Below are 16,826 nucleotides of genomic sequence, written 5' to 3' on the forward strand. Positions count from 1 at the left end.
AACGGGCGCGGCTCCGCACCACGCCCGTTCGCCCCACCCCACTCCGCCTGCACACCTTCTTACACCGCCCGCGAAATCCTTATCGCAATTGCTTCGTTCGCCTTTGCCAGCCGCGCCGCTAACGTGTTCCAAACGGCGGCGGCACGCCGGATGTCTCGCAGGATACCGAGCGGCCGCCGTCATCACGACAACCGCGTCGCGATAACGGAACCGACCGGACGGGCCGTGTGCCCCGCCCCCGCCAGGAAGGTCCGCATCGCGCGCCCTTCGCGATGCCCATGGCCACGAACGACCGCATCATCGACACGACGCCGCTCGATGTCCGCGCCCAGCCGCTGATCGACGCGCTGATCGACGAATACGCGACGCGCTACGACGCGTACCGCCCCGACAGCCGCGCATCCGCCCGCGACGAACTCGCGCGCTACCCGGCCGAGCAGTTCGCGCCGCCCGAAGGCGCGTTCGTGCTGCTGCTGCGCGACGGCGAAACGATCGGCGGCGGCGCGTTCAAGCGCTACGACGCGCAGACGGCAGAACTCAAGCGGATCTGGACTCGCGCGGACCTGCGCCGCCAGGGGCTCGCACGCGTGATCGTCGACGCCCTCGAGCAGCGCGCCGCGCAGCAGGGCTATCGACGCGTGTACCTCACCACCGGCTTTCGCCAGCCCGAAGCGTGGGCGCTGTACGACCGCACCGGCTATACGCGTCTGTTCGATTCGTCGATCGACCCCGAAGCGTATTTCCACCTGCGCTTCGGCAAGGATCTCGCCGATCCGTCGCGCACGTCGACGCTCGCCGATCTGTGGGCGCCGCTCCCCGAACCGGTGCTGCCGCGCTGAACCGTTCGCTTCATCCGACTCCGTTTCCCACGACACACAACGACACGACAACGACAGGACGCATCCATGCCACGAGCCGTACCCTTCACGCCGCGCGTGCTGCGCACGCTGGCCGCCGCACTAGCCGCCGCGCTGATCGGCGTGACCGCGATCGCCGCGGCCGCCGCGACCTTCGATCTGAGCCCCGAGCAGCGCGGCCGCCCGCGCGGCACGGCCGATGCGGCCGTCGAACGCGCGGTGCCCGCGTCGTTCAAGTTCGCCGAAGCCGGCACGCTGACGATCGGCGTCGCGCCGAGCCTGCCGCCGATCAGCTCGTATGCGACCGACGCGCGCACGGTGATCGGCTTCGACGCGGACGTCGGCCAGCTCGTGTCCGACAGCCTCGGCCGCAAGCTGAAGATCGTCCCGCTCGCGTGGGCCGACTGGCCGCTCGCGCTCGAATCGGGGAAGGTCGACGCGGTGATCTCGAACGTCACCGTCACCGAGGAGCGCAAGCAGAAGTTCGATTTCTCGACCTACCGCAAGGACCAGGTCGGCTTCTACGTGCGCAACGACAGCAGGATCCAGTCGATCCACGAGCCGAAGGACGTCGCGGGGCTGCGCATCGTGACCGACGCCGGCACCAACCAGGAAAAGATCCTGCTCGCGTGGGACCGCGAGAACGTCGCGCACGGCCTGAAGCCCGTGCAGGTCCAGTACTACGACGACCAGGCGATGCGGATCGTCGCCGTGCAGTCGGGCCGCGCGGATGCCATGTTCAGCGTGAACTCGGTGCTCGCGTACCAGAGCGCGCAGCAAGGCAAGACGCGGCTCGTCGGCGCGATCAGCGGCGGCTGGCCACGCACGGCCGACATCGCGATCGCGACGCGCCGCGGCAGCGGGCTCGCCGATCCGCTGACGGTCGCGCTGAACGGGCTGATCAAGAACGGCCGCTACCAGCAGATCCTGGACCGCTGGAACCTCGCATCGGAAGCGATCGACCAGTCGCGCACCAATCCGCCGGGCTTGCCGAAGATCTGAGCGCCCCCTTCCACGCGTTGCGCAGGAACGCCGAACACCATGTCTTATTCGCTTTCATTGCTGGACAAGAGCCCGATCGCCGACGGCACGACCGCCGCCGACGCGCTGCGCTTCACGACGACCCTCGCGCAGCGCGCGGAACAGCTCGGCTACGAGCGCTTCTGGGTGGCCGAGCATCACGGCGCGCCGGGCTTCGCGAGTTCCGCGCCCGAGATCGTGGTCGCGCATCTGCTCGCGCACACGTCGCGCATTCGCGTCGGCTCGGGCGGCGTGATGCTGCAGCACTACAGCCCGTTCAAGGTCGCCGAGTCGTTCAGGCTGCTCGCCGCGCTCGGGCCGGGCCGCGTCGATCTCGGCATCGGCAAGGCGCCCGGCGGGCTGCCGCTCACCACGCGCGCGCTGCAGTGGTATCACGACAAGGCGAACAAGCCCGACTTCGCGGGCCAGCTTGCGGCGCTCGACGCGTTCCTCGGCTGGGGCGTCGCCGAAGATCATCCGCTCGCCGGCGCGCTCGCGATGCCGGTGCCACCGCACGCGCCCGAACGCATCCTGCTCGGTGGCTCGCCCGACAGCGGCGCGCTCGCCGCGCGCCACGGCTGGCACTTCTGCTACGCGGGGCACTTCAACGGCGACGACGCGAACCTCGAGCGCTCGCTCACCGCGTATCGCGACGCGGGCGGCACGCGCGCGCTCGTCGCGTTGTACGCGGTCGCCGCGCCGACCCGCGACGCGGCCGAGCAGCTGATCGGGCCGATGAAGATCTTCCGGCTGAAGTTCGCCGGCGGCCAGAGCTTCAACCTGGCGAGCGCGCAGGCTGCGGCGGAATTCGCGCGGCAAAGCGGCGCGTCCGACTACCGGATCGACGAGCTGCGCCCGACCGTGCTGGCCGATACGCCCGAGCGCGTGCATCGCGCGCTCGACGCGCTGAGCCGGCGGCTCGACGTTGACGCATTCGTGATCGACTCGCCGGTGACCGATTACGCGGCGCGGCTCGCGTCGGCCGAATGGCTCGGCGGCGCGCAGTCGATCACGCCCGTGCGGGCGGCCCTTTCGGCCGAACGTTCCCTTTACCCCGACCAGAACGCGTGACGCCCCCATGACGACCCGACGATCGATTCCCTTCGGCCTGATGCTGCAAGGCGCAGGCAGCCACATGAACGCGTGGCGACACCCGAGCAACCCGCCGGACGCGAGCATCAACCTTGACTTCGCGATCGGCATCGCGCGCAAGGCGGAAGCCGCCGGCATCGCGTTCGCGTTCGTCGCGGACGGCCTCTACATCAATGAGAAGTCGATCCCGCACTTCCTGAACCGCTTCGAGCCGCTGACCGTGCTGTCGGCGCTCGCGGTCGCGACGAGCAAGATCGGGCTCGCGGGCACGATCTCGACGTCGTACAGCGAGCCGTTCACGGTCGCGCGCCAGCTCGCGTCGCTCGACGCGATCAGCGGCGGGCGCGCGGGCTGGAACGTCGTGACGACGCCGCTCGAAGGCACCGCGAAGAATTTCGGCAAGGCGCATCCCGAGCACGCATTGCGCTACGAGATCGCCGACGAATACCTCGAGGTCGTGCAAGGGCTGTGGGACAGCTGGGACGACGACGCGTTCGTGCGCGATCGTGCGACCGGGCGCTTCTTCGATCGTGACAAGCTCCACACGCTCGACCATCACGGCCGCTTCTTCCAGGTCGCGGGCCCGCTGAACATCCAGCGCTCGCCGCAGGGGCAGCCGGTGATCTTCCAGGCCGGCTCGTCCGACACGGGCATCGGGCTCGCGGGCAAATACGCGGATGCCGTGTTCACGCATTCGCCGTCGCTCGACGAAACGGCCGCGTTCACGCGGCGCGTGAAGCAGAGCGCGATCGAGCACGGACGGCAAGCCGGCGACGTGAAAATCTTCCCTGGCGTCGGCCCGATCGTCGGCCGCACGGCCGCCGAGGCGGAAGACAAATACCAGGCGATCCGCGACCTGCTGACGATCGACGAGGCGCTCGCCTATCTCGGCCGCTATTTCGATCACCACGATTTCACGCAGTACGCGCTCGACGCGCCGTTCCCCGAACTCGGCGACATCGGCCGCAACAGCTTCCGCTCGACCACCGACCGGATCAAGGCCGACGCGAAGCGCAAGCACCTCACGCTGCGCGAGACGGCGCTCGCCGTCGCGACGCCGCGCCCGAACTTCATCGGCACGGCCGAGCATGTCGCCGACGAGCTGATCCGCTGGCACGATGCCGGCGCCGGCGACGGCTTCATCCTCGGCTTCGCGGTGCAGGCGCAGGGCGTCGACGACTTCGTCGACCTCGTGATTCCGGTACTCGAGGCACGCGGCCGCTACAGCCGCGACCTGCCGGGCAGCACGCTGCGCGACCACCTCGGCCTGCCGCGCAAGGCGAGCCGCCATGCGGCGCCCGGCGCGGTGCAGAAACAGGACGACGCGGCAGAAGCGCACGCGTAACGCCGACGCGCCGCCACGCGCGGCGCGTCCGACCGACCCGATCGAGGACCTTCACCGACATGAGCGACACGACCCATCTCGGCGGCGCACTGCCGCCGCTTCCTTCGTCCCGCATCCGCGACGCCGGCACGCGCCTGCGCATCGTGCCGGCCCGCCACCGCTCGCGCACGGCCGGCACCGTGCTCGCGCTCGTGCTGATCGCGCTCGCGCTGCATTCGATCCTCGGCAACCCGCAATGGGGCTGGCCGGTATTCGCCGAATGGTTTCTGTCGCCGCCGGTGCTGTCCGGGCTCGCGCGCACGCTGGCGCTGACGCTGCTCGGCGCGGTATTCGGCTTCGCGCTCGGCGCGTTCGTTGCGCTGGCCCGGCTGTCGCGTTCGCGCGTGCTCGCCGCGAGCGCGTGGACCTTCGTGTGGCTGTTCCGGTCGATTCCGCTGATCGTGCTGCTGCTGATCCTCAACAACCTCGGCTACCTGTACGAACACGTGCGGCTCGGCGTGCCGTTCACCGACATCGTGTGGTTCGACACGCCGACCACCGACCTGATCAGCCCGTTCCTCGCGGCCGTGCTCGGCCTCACGCTGAACCACGCGGCGTTTTCCGCGGAGGTGATCCGCGGCGGCATTCTCGCGGTCGACCAGGGGCAGCTCGAAGCAGCCGCGGCGCTCGGCCTGCCGCGCGGCCGCCAGACCACGCGGATCGTGCTGCCGCAGGCGATGCGCGCGATCCTGCCGACTGCGTTCAACGACCTCATCTCGCTCGCGAAAGGCACCTCGATGGTGTACGTGCTCGCGATGCCCGAGCTGTTCTATACGGTGCAGGTGATCTATCGCCGCAATCTCGAAGTGATTCCGCTGCTGATGGTCGCGACCGTCTGGTACCTGATCATCCTGACCGTGCTGTCGGCAATCCAGGTTCAGGTCGAGCACCACTACGCGCGCGGCGCGCTGCGCAACCCGCCGCCGTCGGCACTGACGTTCGTGCTGGCGCGCGTCAGTGCGCTGTGGCGGCGTGCCGCGGCACGCCACGCGACAGCCACCGCAACGGCCAGCGGCGACGACGCGACCGCTCCGCTGCCGAGCGCCGGCGGCGAAGTCGCCGTGCACAACGTATCGAAGCAGTTCGGCATGCAGCGCGTGCTCGACAACGTGTCGTTCGTCGCGCCGCGCGGCAGCGTGACGGCGATCATCGGGCCGTCCGGTTCGGGCAAGTCGACGCTGCTGCGCACGATCAACCATCTCGAACGCGTCGACGACGGCTTCATCGACATCGACGGCGAGCTGATCGGCTATCGGCGCGACGGCGACGTGCTGCACGAGCTGAAGGAACGCGACGTGCTGAAGCGGCGCACGGCGGTCGGCATGGTGTTCCAGAACTTCAACCTGTTTCCGCACTTGACCGTGCTCGAGAACCTGGTCGAGGCGCCCGTCGCCGTCGCGGGCGTCACGCGCGAGGCCGCCGAGCGCACCGCGCGCACGCTGCTCGCGCGTGTCGGCCTCGCGGACAAAGCCGATGCCTACCCGCGCCAATTGTCCGGCGGCCAGCAGCAGCGCGTCGCGATCGCGCGGGCGCTCGCATTGCGTCCGAAGGTGCTGCTGTTCGACGAGCCGACGTCGGCGCTCGATCCCGAACTGGTCAACGAAGTGCTCGACGTGATCAAGGAACTTGCGCGCTCAGGCACCACGCTCGTGATCGTCACGCACGAGATCGGCTTCGCGCGCGAAGTCGCGGACAACGTGCTGTTCATGGAGCGCGGCCGCGTCGTCGAGTCGGGGCCGCCCGCCATCGTGCTCGACGCGCCGGCCCATCCGCGCACGCGCGCATTCCTGTCGCGGGTGCTGTGATGCACGCCGCGCCCCACCTGCGAGGCGACCGACGATGATCGACCGACGCCAGTTCATGACAGCCGCGCTTGCGGCCGCATCCGGCCTGCGCTGGCATGCGGCCGATGCAGCCACTGCGACGGCAGACCTCGATCCGCGCCAGAGCGGCCGGATCCGTGCGTCGCGCGACGACGCGGCGATTCGCGCGGCCAGCCACTACCGCTGGGTGCGCGACGGGGCCTTCACGGTGGCGATCTCGCCGCACGCTCCGCCGGTGTCGACCTATGCGACCGACGCGCGCACCGTGGTGGGCGCCGATCCCGACTATGCGCAGCTCGTCGCGGACGCGCTGGGCCGCACGCTGCGGCTGGTGCCGATCGCGTGGGCCGACTGGCCGCTCGGGCTCACGTCCGGCAAGTACGATGCGGTGATCTCGAACGTCGGCGTGACCGAGCAACGCAAGGAGAAGTACGACTTCACGACCTACCGGCTCGGGCTGCATGGCTTCTACGTGCGCAACGCGAGCCCGATCGCGCGGATCGCCGAACCGAAGGACATCGCGGGTTTGCGCATCATCACGGGCGCCGGGACGAGCCAGGAGCGCATCCTGCTCGAATGGAGCCGGCGCAATGTCGCGCAAGGGTCGAAGGCGACCGAACTGCTCTATTTCGACGACGATGCGGCGGCACGCATCGCGCTGCTGTCGGGCCGCGCGGATGCCGAGCTGAACCCGAACGCGTCGCTCGCGTACGAGGCCGCGCGCGACGGCAAGATCCGCCGGGTCGGCGTCGTCAACGCGGGCTGGCCGGCGAATGCCGATGTCGCGATCGCGACGCGTCGCGGCAGCGGGCTCGCGCCGGCCCTGACGCTCGCGACGAACACATTGATCGACAACGGCCGCTACGGGCAGGCGCTCGCGCGCTGGGGGTTGCAGAGCGAGGCGCTCGCACGGGCGCAGACGAATCCGCCGGGGTTGCCGTCGTTCTGATTCGACGGGCCTATGCATCGACACACCGACGCACTGGTGCATGAAATGAAATCGCCCCGGCGGTCCGCGATCGACATGCCGGGGCGAAACGAGGAATCGGCCGTCGTCGCCTAGGCCGTCACCGCCGCATCCTCCCGGTCGAGTTCCGCGATATGCGCATGAATCGCCGGAATCAGATCGCGCCCATAGGCCAGCGCATCGTCGAGCGGATCGAACCCGCGTATCAGGAACGTCGACACGCCGAGCCGGTAATACGCAACGAGCGCACGCGCGACCTGTTCGGGCGTGCCGACGAGCGCAGTCGAATTCCAGCGTGCACCGGTCAGGTTCGCGACACCCATCCACAACCGCTCGTCGAGCACGTCGCCCTGCGCGGCCGCGGCCATCAGCCGCTGCGAACCGGCATTCTGCGGCGCGTGGCCGTCGATCGGCTGGCCGTGCGCGACTCGCGCCGCGCGCACGCGCGCGCGGATCGCCTCGGCCTTCTCCCACGCGGCGGCTTCGGTGTCCGCGACGATCGGCCGGAACGACACGCTGATGCGCGGCGCGCGTCCGAACGGCGCCGCGGCGGCCCGCACGCGCGCGATCTGCTCGCGCACCGCGGCGAGCGGTTCGCCCCACGTCATGTAGACGTCCGCGTGCTGCCCGGCCACCGCCAGCGCGGCCGGCGACGAGCCGCCGAAATAGATCGGCACGTGCGGCCGCTGCGCGCTTTTCACGAGAGGCGACGCCCCGCGCAGCCGGTAGAACGCGCCATCGTGATCGACCGGCGCGTCGGCGAGCCAGATGCGTTTCAGCACGTCGAGATATTCGCCGGTGCGGCGGTAGCGCGCGTCGTGCGGCACGAAATCGCCGTCGCGCTGCAGGTCGGCATCGTCGCCGCCCGACACGACGTTCAGCGCGAGCCGGCCGCCGCTGAATACATCGAGCGTCGCGATCTGCCGGGCGGCGGCCGACGGCACGATCACACCCGGCCGGTGCGCGAGCAGGATGCGGATCCGTTCGGTCGCGGCGGCCGCGAACGACGCGACGATGAAGCCGTCCGCCGCGTTGCTGAAATGGCCGACCAGGATCTGGTCGAAGCCGGCGGCTTCGTGCGCCTGCGCGAAGCGCCGCACATAGTCGGGCTGGACGGCGGCGCCGCCCGGTACGTCGACCTCCGCGCCGGGCGTCGCGGTGATCATGCCGAGGATGTCGACAGGCATGTCGGGCTGTCCTTCTGGTGGGGAATCGGAATGGGCGGGCTCGGCGGCACCGTCACTGCGCGGCGGCCGTCTTTTGCGCGGGCGCCGCGAACGCGCCCGCATACGAGCGGTCGAGCAGCTTCGCCGTGTCGTACGCGGCCGGAATCACGCCGGCCTTGTGCAGGAAATCGGCGGTGTTCTGCGCATCCTTCGCGGCCGTGTCGTCGACGGGGCCCACCCGGTGGTGCGCGTTGTCGAGCCAGCGGTACGCGACGTCCGGCTCGAGCTTCGCGCGCTTTGCCCACAGGTCCGCGTACTCGCGCGGATGACTGTCGACCCACTGGCGCGCCGCGACCACGCGCTTCAGGAAATCGGTGATCTCCACCCGCTTGCCGGTTGCGGCCTGCTCGTTCGCGGCGACGAAGCTGAGTGCGGGCATCAGCCCCTGCGCGGTCGTCACGGGCCGTGCGCCCTGCCGCAGCGCGAGCGTGCTGACGAACGGCTCCCACAACGACACGGCGTCGACCGAGCCGTTCGCGAGCGCGTTGGTCGCATCGATCGGCATCAGGTACGCGTACTTGACGGAATCCGCGCGCAGGCCCGCGTGTTCGAGCGCGCGCAGCACGAGCTGCTGGCTCCACGCGCCGCGCCAGACCGCGATGGTCTTGCCCTGCAGGTCGGCGACGGTGCGCACCGGCGAGTGCTTCGGCACGAGGATCGCGACGCCGTCGAGGCTCTGCCGCGACACCGCGACGACCTTCACCGGCGCGCCGCGCGCGGCCAGCGTGAGCAGCGCGGAATCGCCGAGGAAACCGATATCGATCGCGTTGCCGTTCAGGCTCTCGGCGACGGGCGCGGCCGCCTGGAAGTGCTTCCACTCGATCGTGTAAGGCAGGTCCTTCAACACGCCGGACGCCTCCATCGACGCCTGAATGTTGAAGTAGTTCTGTTCACCGACGCGCAGCGTGACGGTGTCTTTCGCGACGCCCGGCTGCGCGGCGAGCGCGAGCAGCAGCGCAGTGACGATTCGGCTCAACAACGTGATCTCCCCGGAGGTTGGCGGGCAGCCGCGCGACGGCGGCGCCCTTTGGCCCGCGTGGCCCGACGGCCGGCGGACAGGATGGAACCGGTGAAGATACGTCGATGCGCTTCATGAGACAAACGCAATATTCTGCTTTGCAAAGATGCAAATTGTTTATGGAACGTGCGGCCGGTTCGTTCCGGCATCGAATGGCATTACCGGCCCGTACCGACGGGTTATCTTGCCGAAAATAGGTCCCGTGTCGACTCGTCCCGCATTCAGCTCGCCGGGAAGTCGTTCGAATGATTCCTCGATAGATATTTCGCGCGCGAAATAGTTCTCGCACTATATTTCGCATACGAAATAACTGCCCGACACGAGGACGGCCATGACGTCAGAACCCATCGCATTTTCCGCCGCCGACGGCTACCCGCTGCGCGGCACGCTGTGGTCGCCGGACGCTCCGCCGCGCGCGCTGGTGTTGATCCATCCGGCAACCGCCGTGCCGGAGCGGCTGTATGCGGGCTTCGCGCGCTTCCTGACCGAGCGCGGCTTTGCGGCGCTGACCTACAACTATCGCGGCATTGGCGCGTCGCGGCCCGCGCGGCTGAGCGCGCTGCAGGCCCGCATGCGCGACTGGGTCGAGCTCGACGTCGGCGCCGCGATCGCGTGGGCGCGCGACGCGTACGACGGGCTGCCGCTGCTGGCGGTCGGGCATAGCGTCGGCGGGCATGCGATCGGGTTGTCGGCCGGCACCGCGCACCTGCGCGCAGCCGTGCTCGTCGCCGCGCACGCGGGCAGCACGCGGCTGATTTCCCGCGCGGCGGAGCGGCTGAAGGTGCGGTTGATCCTGCGCGTGCTCGGCCCGCTCGCGTCCGCGCTGCTCGGCTACGTGCCCGGCAAGCGGCTCGGGCTCGGCGAGGACCTCCCCGCCGGCGTGTTCCGCGAATGGAGCCGCTGGACCACGTTGCCGCGCTACTTCTTCGACGATCCGACGCTCGGTGCGGCCGAGCGCTTCTCGAAGCAGCAGTTGCCGATTCTCGCGCTCGGCTTCGACGACGATCCGTGGGCGAACCCGCCCGCGATCGACCTGCTGGTAAGCTACCTGACCCGCGCGGCCGTCGAACGCCGCCAGATCGATCCGCACGCTGCAGGCAGCGGGCCGGTCGGGCACATGGGCTTCTTCCGCAGCCGGCCCGGCGCCGTGCTGTGGCCCGCGGTCGCCGACTGGCTCGCGCAGGCGCTCGACGCGCCGCGCGAGGCGGGCCGCCCGTCCCTTTCCATTGCTGCCGGGAACCGAGCTTGAGCGAAGACCGACGACTGTTTTTCCTGTTGAACATCGGCCAGCGGCGCGTGCAGCGCTGGGTCGATCGCCAGGCCGAGACCGATGCGCGCGCCAGCGCCGCGCAGGCCGGCGTGCTGTTCTGCCTCGCGAAGCAGGACGGTGCGCTGATCGGTGAAGTCGGCGCGGCGCTGCAACTGGCGCCGTCCGCGATGACGGGGCTCGCCGACCGGATGGCGAAGGCCGGCCTGCTCGCGCGTCACGCCGATTCGGACGACGGGCGCGCCACGCGCCTGTTCCTGACCGACGAAGGTCACGCGGCGCTCAAGCGTGCGCGCGTGTTGCTGCGCGAGCTGAACGGCAAGCTGTGCGACGGATTTTCCGACGCGGAACTCGACGTCGTCGCGCGCTGGCTGCACGCATTGCAGGACCGTTTTCCGGCGGAGCGCTGACGGCACGGACCACGCGTCACGTCAGTCACGATAGTCGCGACACGCAGCACCGCATCGATACGACGCGGCTCGAACGTCGCGATCGAAAGCGATTGCGATTCGCATTTTCGATTCGTTTTCCGCGCCTGCTCGGCGGCAAATTTTGCGTTGCCGCAACGTGCCGCTTCGGCAACGCTTTCCGGCTACGCTCTGTTACAAAAAATTGCCTCCCGCGCCGCATGGGGATCGCCTACATTGCAATCCACTTCGCTGCATTCGCCGTATGCACCGACTGGCCTTCCCGTCGGGTCCGCATTGCAGGCTCTACCCGACAAGCAATGAAAACGAAGAGGAGTCTTAACCGACGTGCTGGCGGCATCCAGCACACGCGGATTGCGATGACCGAAACGGCTTCCTGAACGACCCGACCCGACGCGTTGCACGGCACCCTTTGGCCACGCACCGATGCGCGTTGCGTCGCCGTGCCGTGCCCGGCCATCGCCGCCGCATGTCAACGAGGAGTAGTCCATGCGACGCACGATCGTGTCCCACTCGCTTGTCACCCGCCTGTCCGCCGTGATGGCGATGGCCGCCGCCGCCGCGGCGGCGCACGCCGAACCCGTGGTCGTGTCCGGCCCGAGTCCATTCGCTGCCTGCACCATCGGCGGCCCCGGCACGAACTACGTGAACGCCGAGGTCGAACCGTGGCTTTCGGTCAATCCCGCGAACCCGACCAACATGATCGCCGTGTGGCAGCAGGACCGCTGGTCGAACGGCGGCGCCCACGGGCTCGTCGCAGGCTACACGTTCGACGGCGGCGCGACCTGGGCGCGCACGCCGCAGCCGTTCAGCGCATGCGCGCCAGGTGGGCTCAAGTACGAGCGCGCGTCCGATCCATGGGTGTCGTTCGGCCCGGACGGCACCGCATACTCCGTATCGATCTCGTTCAACCAGTCGAACAACGGCAATGCGGTCGGGGCTTCGGTGTCGACCGACGGCGGACAGACATGGAGCAGCCCGGCCGTGCTGATCGCGAACGACGAGCCGACGACGCAGTTCTTCAACGACAAGGAATCGGTGACGGCAAATCCGGTGAAGGCCGGCACCGCCTATGCCGTGTGGGACCGCCTCGAGCTGCCGAACGGCAACCCGTACGCGAATCTGCACACGGCGGCATACCGCGGGCCGACGCTGTTCTCGAAGACGGTCGACGGCGGCAAGACGTGGAGCAAAGCGAAGGTCATCGTCCACGTGCCGTCGCGTCAGCAGACGATCGGCAACCAGATCGTCGTCGATCCGAAAACGGGCACGCTCTACAACTTCTTCGACCTGATCCAGCCGCCGTTCAGCAAGGCCGCCGGCAAGGTCGCGTTCATCAAGTCGACCGACGACGGCGCGACCTGGACGAAACCGCAGGTGATCGCCGGACTGCAGACGGTCGGCGTGACCGATCCGAACACCGGCGAACCGGTGCGCACCGGCGACATCATTCCGGAGCCCGCGATCGATCCTGCATCGGGGCAACTCTACGTCGTCTGGCAGGACAGCCGCTTCAACGGCGGCAAGTACGACGAGATCGCGGTGTCGACGTCGAAGGACGGTGGCGCGAGCTGGAGTGCGCCGATGCAGTTGAACACGCCGACCGGGCGCCCCGCGTTCAATCCGTCGGTGCGCGTCGACAATGCGGGCGCCGTCATGGTGACCTACTACGACTTCCGCGATCTGCAGGCCGGCAACACGACCACGCTGCCGACCGGGTTCTGGCGCAAGATCTCGCATGACGGCGGCACCACGTTCGCCGACGAGCGGCGCGTCGGCGGCCCGTTCGACATGAGGCTCGCGCCGAACGCGGAGGGCTTCTTCATCGGCGATTACCAGGGGCTCGACGTGCTGCCGTCGTCGTCGTTCCATCCGCTGTTCGTCCAGACCACGGGCAACCTGACGAACCGCACCGACGTGTTCTTCGCGCCGTGATGCGCGCGTGAGCGCAGCGCTGCCGCGACGTCCCCCGCGTCGCGGCAGCGTGCCCGAGTGCGCGTCAATGCATGTCGGTCAGCACGACGCGACCGTCGATCTTGCCTTCGCGCAGCCGCGCGAATATGTCGTTGATGTTGCCGAGCCGGTCGCGATGGATATGCGCGCGCACCAGGCCATCCGCCGCGAAATCGAGCGATTCCTGCAGGTCGCGCCGTGTGCCGACGATCGAGCCGCGCACCGTGATGCCGTTCAGCACGGTCGAGAAGATCGGCAACGGAAAATCGCCGGGCGGCAAGCCGTTGAGTGCCACCGTGCCGCCGCGCCGCACCATCCCGAGCGCCTGCGCGAACGCGCTGCGCGACACGGCCGTGACCAGCACGCCGTGCGCACCACCGATCTCCTTCTGGATGACCTTCGCCGGATCCTCGGCCGACGCATCGATCGTCAGTTGTGCGCCAAGCTGGCGCGCGAGTTCGAGCTTCGCCGGTGACACGTCGATCGCCGCGACGTGCAGGCCCATCGCGCGCGCGTATTGCACGGCCACGTGGCCGAGCCCGCCAATGCCCGAAATCGCGAGCCACTGACCCGGACGCGTGTCGGTGACGCGGATGCCCTTGTAGACCGTCACGCCCGCGCACAGGATCGGCGCGATCTCGTCGAACGCAACCTGCGCCGGCAGATGGCCGACGTAGTCGGGATCGGCGAGCACGTATTCGGCATAGCTGCCGTTGACCGAATAGCCGGTGTTCTGCTGCCCGTGGCAAAGGGTTTCCCAGCCGGTGTGGCAGTACTCGCAGTGACCGCATGCCGTGTAGAGCCAGGGCACGCCGACGCGGTCGCCCTCGCGCACGTGCGTGACGCCCGCCCCGACCGCCGCGACGACGCCCACGCCTTCGTGTCCGGGAATGAACGGCAGCGTCGGCTTCACGGGCCAGTCGCCGTCGGCGGCATGCAGGTCGGTATGGCAGACGCCCGATGCCTTGATGTTGACGAGGATCTGGCCCGCGCCCGGCGTCGGGACCGGCACTTCCTCGATGCGCAACGGTTCGCCGAACGCGTGTACCACGGCCGCTTTCATTGTTTGTGTCACGTGTCGCTCCTGTGTGGTCGATGATCCGGCCAGTATCCGGACTCGAAACCGGAGCGCCTTGATACGCATCAACGGGGCGGGAAACGCGCGCGATAGTGGCGCATTCGCGCGGGACATGCGGCGCGGACGGCCGGTCCCGTGCCGGTTCGACGCCCCTTCTTCCTAGGCAGCCATTTCGGCCGTTGGTCGGAAACCCTTCGGCATACCGTCGTTTCGCTTGGAATTCGAAATGATATAACATATCATTTCGCAATCTCGTCCACCTGAAACACTTGGACCCGTTCCATCCGGGTGGCCGAGTGACGCCGAGTCATGTCCGGCCGGGTCATAGCGGGGCCACTACGCGCCGCTGACGCAACAATATATCGTATCTAGTCGTGACCCGCATGGCTCGCTTTCCGACCGACCAAACCAACCAATCCCAACCGATTCACCGACCATGCGCGACCTCCCTCGTCTACCGCTTCGCCCGCTCTCGCCCGTTTCGCTGATGCTGCTTGCCGCCGTCGCACAAGCCCAGGCCGCCGATACGCCCGCCTCGTCGACGCCGACGCAGGCCACGTCGCTCGCGCCGATCTTCGTGACCGCGAACCCGCTGGGCGACACCCAGTTGATCGCGCCGACCGCGCAACTGTCCGGCGACGCGCTGACGCGCCGCCAGGCCGATTCGCTCGGCGAGACGCTCAACGGCCTGCCCGGCGTGTCGACCACCACCTACGGGCCGATGGTCGGCCGTCCGATCATCCGCGGGATGGACGGCGACCGGATCCGGCTGCTGCAGAACGGCGTGGCCGCCTACGACGCATCGTCGCTGTCATACGACCACGCGGTGCCGGAGGACCCGCTGTCGATCGAGCGCGTCGAGATCGTGCGTGGACCGGCCGCGCTGCTGTACGGCGGCAACGCGGTCGGCGGCGTCGTCAATACGATCGACAACCGGATTCCGCGCGAGGCGATCGAAGGCGTGACAGGCGCGCTGGATGCGCGCTACGGCGGCGCGAACTCGGTGCGCGCGGGCGCCGCGCAGGTCGAAGGCGGCAACGGCCGCTTCGCGTTCCATGTGGACGCATTCGACCGCGAGGCCAGCAAGCTGCGGATTCCCGGCTATGCGCGCAGCAGCGCGCAACGCGCGATCGACGGCCCCGACACGCCGCAGCCGTACGGCAGCGTACCGAACAGCGACGGCCGCGTGCACGGCGGCGCCGCCGGCGCGTCGTACACGTGGGCCGACGGTTTCGCGGGCCTGTCGTACAGCGGCTACGAATCGAACTACGGCTCCGTCGCCGAGGACGACGTGCGCCTGCGGATGCGCCAGGAACGGCTCGCGCTCGCGTCCGAGGTGCGCAACCTGAGCGGCCCGTTCACGAAGCTGAAGTTCGACTTCGCGTACACCGACTATCGCCACAAGGAAGTCGACAACGGCGAGACGGCGACCACCTTCCGCAACCGCGGCTACGAAGCGCGCATCGAGGCGCGGCATCGCAGGATCGGCCCGTTCGAAGGCGCGATCGGCGTGCAGTTCGGCCGGAACACGTTCTCGGCGCTCGGCGACGAAATGCTGGTGCCGTCCACGCGCACGAACAGCGTCGCGCTGTTCGGCCTCGAGGAATGGCAGGTCGACCCCGCGCTGAAGCTGAGCCTCGGCGGGCGCCTCGAGCACGTGAAGGTCGATCCCGATCCGGCCGGCGTCGAGAAATTCGCGGGCGCGCAGCCGCGCGACTTCAATGCCGGCAGCGTATCGGCCGGCGCCCTCTTCTCGCTGACGCCGGTGTGGTCGGTCGCGGCGAACGTCGCCTACACGGAACGCGCGCCGACCTTCTACGAGCTGTACTCGAACGGCCCGCACGACGCGACCGGCCAGTTCCTGATCGGCAACCCGAACGCGTCGAAGGAAAAGGCCGTGTCGACCGACCTGTCGCTGCGCTATGCGAGCGGCCCGAACCGCGGCAGCGTCGGGGTGTTCTACAACCGCTTCTCGAACTACCTGACCGAGTACAACACGGGCCGCGTCGTGGACGACGACGGCGAACCGGTCACACCCGGCGCCGATGGCTCGCTCAACGAAGCGATCTATCGCGGCGTGCGCGCCGAGTTCTACGGCGTCGAACTCGACGGCAAGTGGCGCGCGTTCTCGCGGCGCGGCCATACGGTCGACCTGGAACTGACCGCCGACTACACGCATGCGCGCAACGTCGACACCGGCCAGCCGCTGCCGCGCATCGCGCCATTGCGCGCGACGCTCGCGGCCGACTACGGTTACGGCCCGTTCGGCGCACGCGCGCAGGTCACGCATGCATGGTCGCAGCACCGCGTGCCCGACAACGACTTCCCGACGGACGGCTACACGTCGCTCGGCGTGATGCTCACGTACAAGTTCCGTGTCGCTGCGACGCACTGGCTCGCGTACCTGCGCGGCGACAACCTGACGAACCAGGAGATCCGCTACGCGACCTCGGTCGTGCGCGGCTTCGCACCACAGGGCGGCCGCAGCGTGATGGCTGGCCTGCGTACGACGTTCTGATCGCCGGACGGCCTGCGGCACCGGCTGCGGGCCGCTCGACCGGGCGACAATCCATGCGCCCGTTTTACGGGGCCGAATCGCGTGACCGGCCGTCCAAACGTAAATACGCAATTCACCCGTAAATCAAAAATACAATTAACGAGACGATTTTCTCAGTCGCCCCCTAATTTATTAACTTCCCTGAATGACCGGCAT

Annotated in this window: 13 protein-coding genes; 10 read left to right on the top strand and 3 right to left on the bottom strand. The window is 68.8% G+C overall.

The genetic code is table 11. The features are described from left to right. Positions 1-278: 278 nt before the first annotated feature. From LMA02_RS23480 to LMA02_RS23510, 6 genes are all read left to right on the top strand, one after another. Complete coding sequence (locus LMA02_RS23480; RefSeq protein WP_006754410.1) at positions 279-839, top strand: GNAT family N-acetyltransferase; 561 nt, start codon at positions 279-281, stop codon at positions 837-839. A gap of 66 nt (positions 840-905) precedes the next feature. After that, positions 906-1,859 (top strand): ABC transporter substrate-binding protein, encoded by a 954-nt coding sequence (locus LMA02_RS23485; protein ID WP_228907674.1) that lies wholly within the window; start codon positions 906-908, stop codon positions 1,857-1,859. Positions 1,860-1,898: 39 nt separating this feature from the next. After that, entirely contained in the window at positions 1,899-2,948 is a 1,050-nt protein-coding gene (locus tag LMA02_RS23490) for an LLM class flavin-dependent oxidoreductase (protein ID WP_228907675.1), read from the top strand. A gap of 7 nt (positions 2,949-2,955) precedes the next feature. Then, complete coding sequence (locus tag LMA02_RS23495) at positions 2,956-4,314, top strand: LLM class flavin-dependent oxidoreductase (protein ID WP_228907676.1); 1,359 nt, start codon at positions 2,956-2,958, stop codon at positions 4,312-4,314. Between the two features lie 59 nt (positions 4,315-4,373). Beyond that, a complete protein-coding gene (locus LMA02_RS35445; protein ID WP_324251296.1) occupies positions 4,374-6,158 on the top strand; it encodes an amino acid ABC transporter permease/ATP-binding protein in 1,785 nt (594 codons plus the stop codon). Positions 6,159-6,192: 34 nt separating this feature from the next. Then, positions 6,193-7,125, top strand: a complete 933-nt coding sequence (locus tag LMA02_RS23510; protein WP_228907677.1) for an ABC transporter substrate-binding protein — start codon at positions 6,193-6,195, stop codon at positions 7,123-7,125. A gap of 110 nt (positions 7,126-7,235) precedes the next feature. On the opposite strand, the gene LMA02_RS23515 is transcribed toward LMA02_RS23510, so the two are convergent. Next, the gene (locus LMA02_RS23515) at positions 7,236-8,330 is read right to left on the bottom strand and encodes an LLM class flavin-dependent oxidoreductase (RefSeq protein WP_228907678.1); all 1,095 of its coding nucleotides are present in this window, start codon (positions 8,328-8,330) and stop codon (positions 7,236-7,238) included. A 52-nt stretch (positions 8,331-8,382) separates the two neighbouring features. Then, complete coding sequence (locus LMA02_RS23520; RefSeq protein WP_324251297.1) at positions 8,383-9,348, bottom strand: ABC transporter substrate-binding protein; 966 nt, start codon at positions 9,346-9,348, stop codon at positions 8,383-8,385. A 370-nt stretch (positions 9,349-9,718) separates the two neighbouring features. On the opposite strand from LMA02_RS23520, the gene LMA02_RS23525 reads away from it, so the two are divergent. The 3 genes from LMA02_RS23525 (at position 9,719) to LMA02_RS23535 (ending at position 13,017) form a co-directional block, all read left to right on the top strand. After that, positions 9,719-10,636, top strand: a complete 918-nt coding sequence (locus LMA02_RS23525) for a serine aminopeptidase domain-containing protein (RefSeq protein ID WP_228907680.1) — start codon at positions 9,719-9,721, stop codon at positions 10,634-10,636. Beyond that, complete coding sequence (locus tag LMA02_RS23530; RefSeq protein ID WP_228907681.1) at positions 10,633-11,064, top strand: MarR family winged helix-turn-helix transcriptional regulator; 432 nt, start codon at positions 10,633-10,635, stop codon at positions 11,062-11,064. The genes LMA02_RS23525 and LMA02_RS23530 overlap by 4 nt, the downstream gene beginning before the upstream one ends. Positions 11,065-11,571: 507 nt before the next feature. Continuing rightward, entirely contained in the window at positions 11,572-13,017 is a 1,446-nt protein-coding gene (locus tag LMA02_RS23535; RefSeq protein ID WP_228907682.1) for a sialidase family protein, read from the top strand. Positions 13,018-13,081: 64 nt separating this feature from the next. Here the strand turns inward: LMA02_RS23535 and adhP are convergent, their stop codons facing one another. After that, a complete protein-coding gene (gene adhP / locus LMA02_RS23540) occupies positions 13,082-14,110 on the bottom strand; it encodes an alcohol dehydrogenase AdhP (RefSeq protein WP_228907683.1) in 1,029 nt (342 codons plus the stop codon). A 490-nt stretch (positions 14,111-14,600) separates the two neighbouring features. On the opposite strand from adhP, the gene LMA02_RS23545 reads away from it, so the two are divergent. Further along, on the top strand, positions 14,601-16,631 hold the full coding sequence (locus LMA02_RS23545; RefSeq protein ID WP_228907684.1) for a TonB-dependent receptor: 2,031 nt from the start codon (positions 14,601-14,603) through the stop codon (positions 16,629-16,631). Positions 16,632-16,826: the final 195 nt, after the last annotated feature.

Origin of the sequence: Burkholderia sp. B21-005 (assembly GCF_020843965.1) — a bacterium.
Classification (GTDB): Bacteria; Pseudomonadota; Gammaproteobacteria; order Burkholderiales; family Burkholderiaceae; genus Burkholderia; species Burkholderia ambifaria.

What these genes read in the sequence shown, in the direction of transcription:
- LMA02_RS23510 (WP_228907677.1), top strand. Translation starts at nt 6,193, where the DNA reads ATGATCGACCGACGCCAGTTCATGACAGCCGCGCTTGCGGCCGCATCC.
- LMA02_RS35445 (WP_324251296.1), top strand. Translation starts at nt 4,374, where the DNA reads ATGAGCGACACGACCCATCTCGGCGGCGCACTGCCGCCGCTTCCTTCG.
- LMA02_RS23495 (WP_228907676.1), top strand. Translation starts at nt 2,956, where the DNA reads ATGACGACCCGACGATCGATTCCCTTCGGCCTGATGCTGCAAGGCGCA.
- LMA02_RS23485 (WP_228907674.1), top strand. Translation starts at nt 906, where the DNA reads ATGCCACGAGCCGTACCCTTCACGCCGCGCGTGCTGCGCACGCTGGCC.
- LMA02_RS23545 (WP_228907684.1), top strand. Translation starts at nt 14,601, where the DNA reads ATGCTGCTTGCCGCCGTCGCACAAGCCCAGGCCGCCGATACGCCCGCC.
- LMA02_RS23535 (WP_228907682.1), top strand. Translation starts at nt 11,572, where the DNA reads ATGCGACGCACGATCGTGTCCCACTCGCTTGTCACCCGCCTGTCCGCC.
- LMA02_RS23525 (WP_228907680.1), top strand. Translation starts at nt 9,719, where the DNA reads ATGACGTCAGAACCCATCGCATTTTCCGCCGCCGACGGCTACCCGCTG.
- LMA02_RS23515 (WP_228907678.1), bottom strand. Translation starts at nt 8,330, where the DNA reads ATGCCTGTCGACATCCTCGGCATGATCACCGCGACGCCCGGCGCGGAG.
- LMA02_RS23480 (WP_006754410.1), top strand. Translation starts at nt 279, where the DNA reads ATGGCCACGAACGACCGCATCATCGACACGACGCCGCTCGATGTCCGC.
- LMA02_RS23490 (WP_228907675.1), top strand. Translation starts at nt 1,899, where the DNA reads ATGTCTTATTCGCTTTCATTGCTGGACAAGAGCCCGATCGCCGACGGC.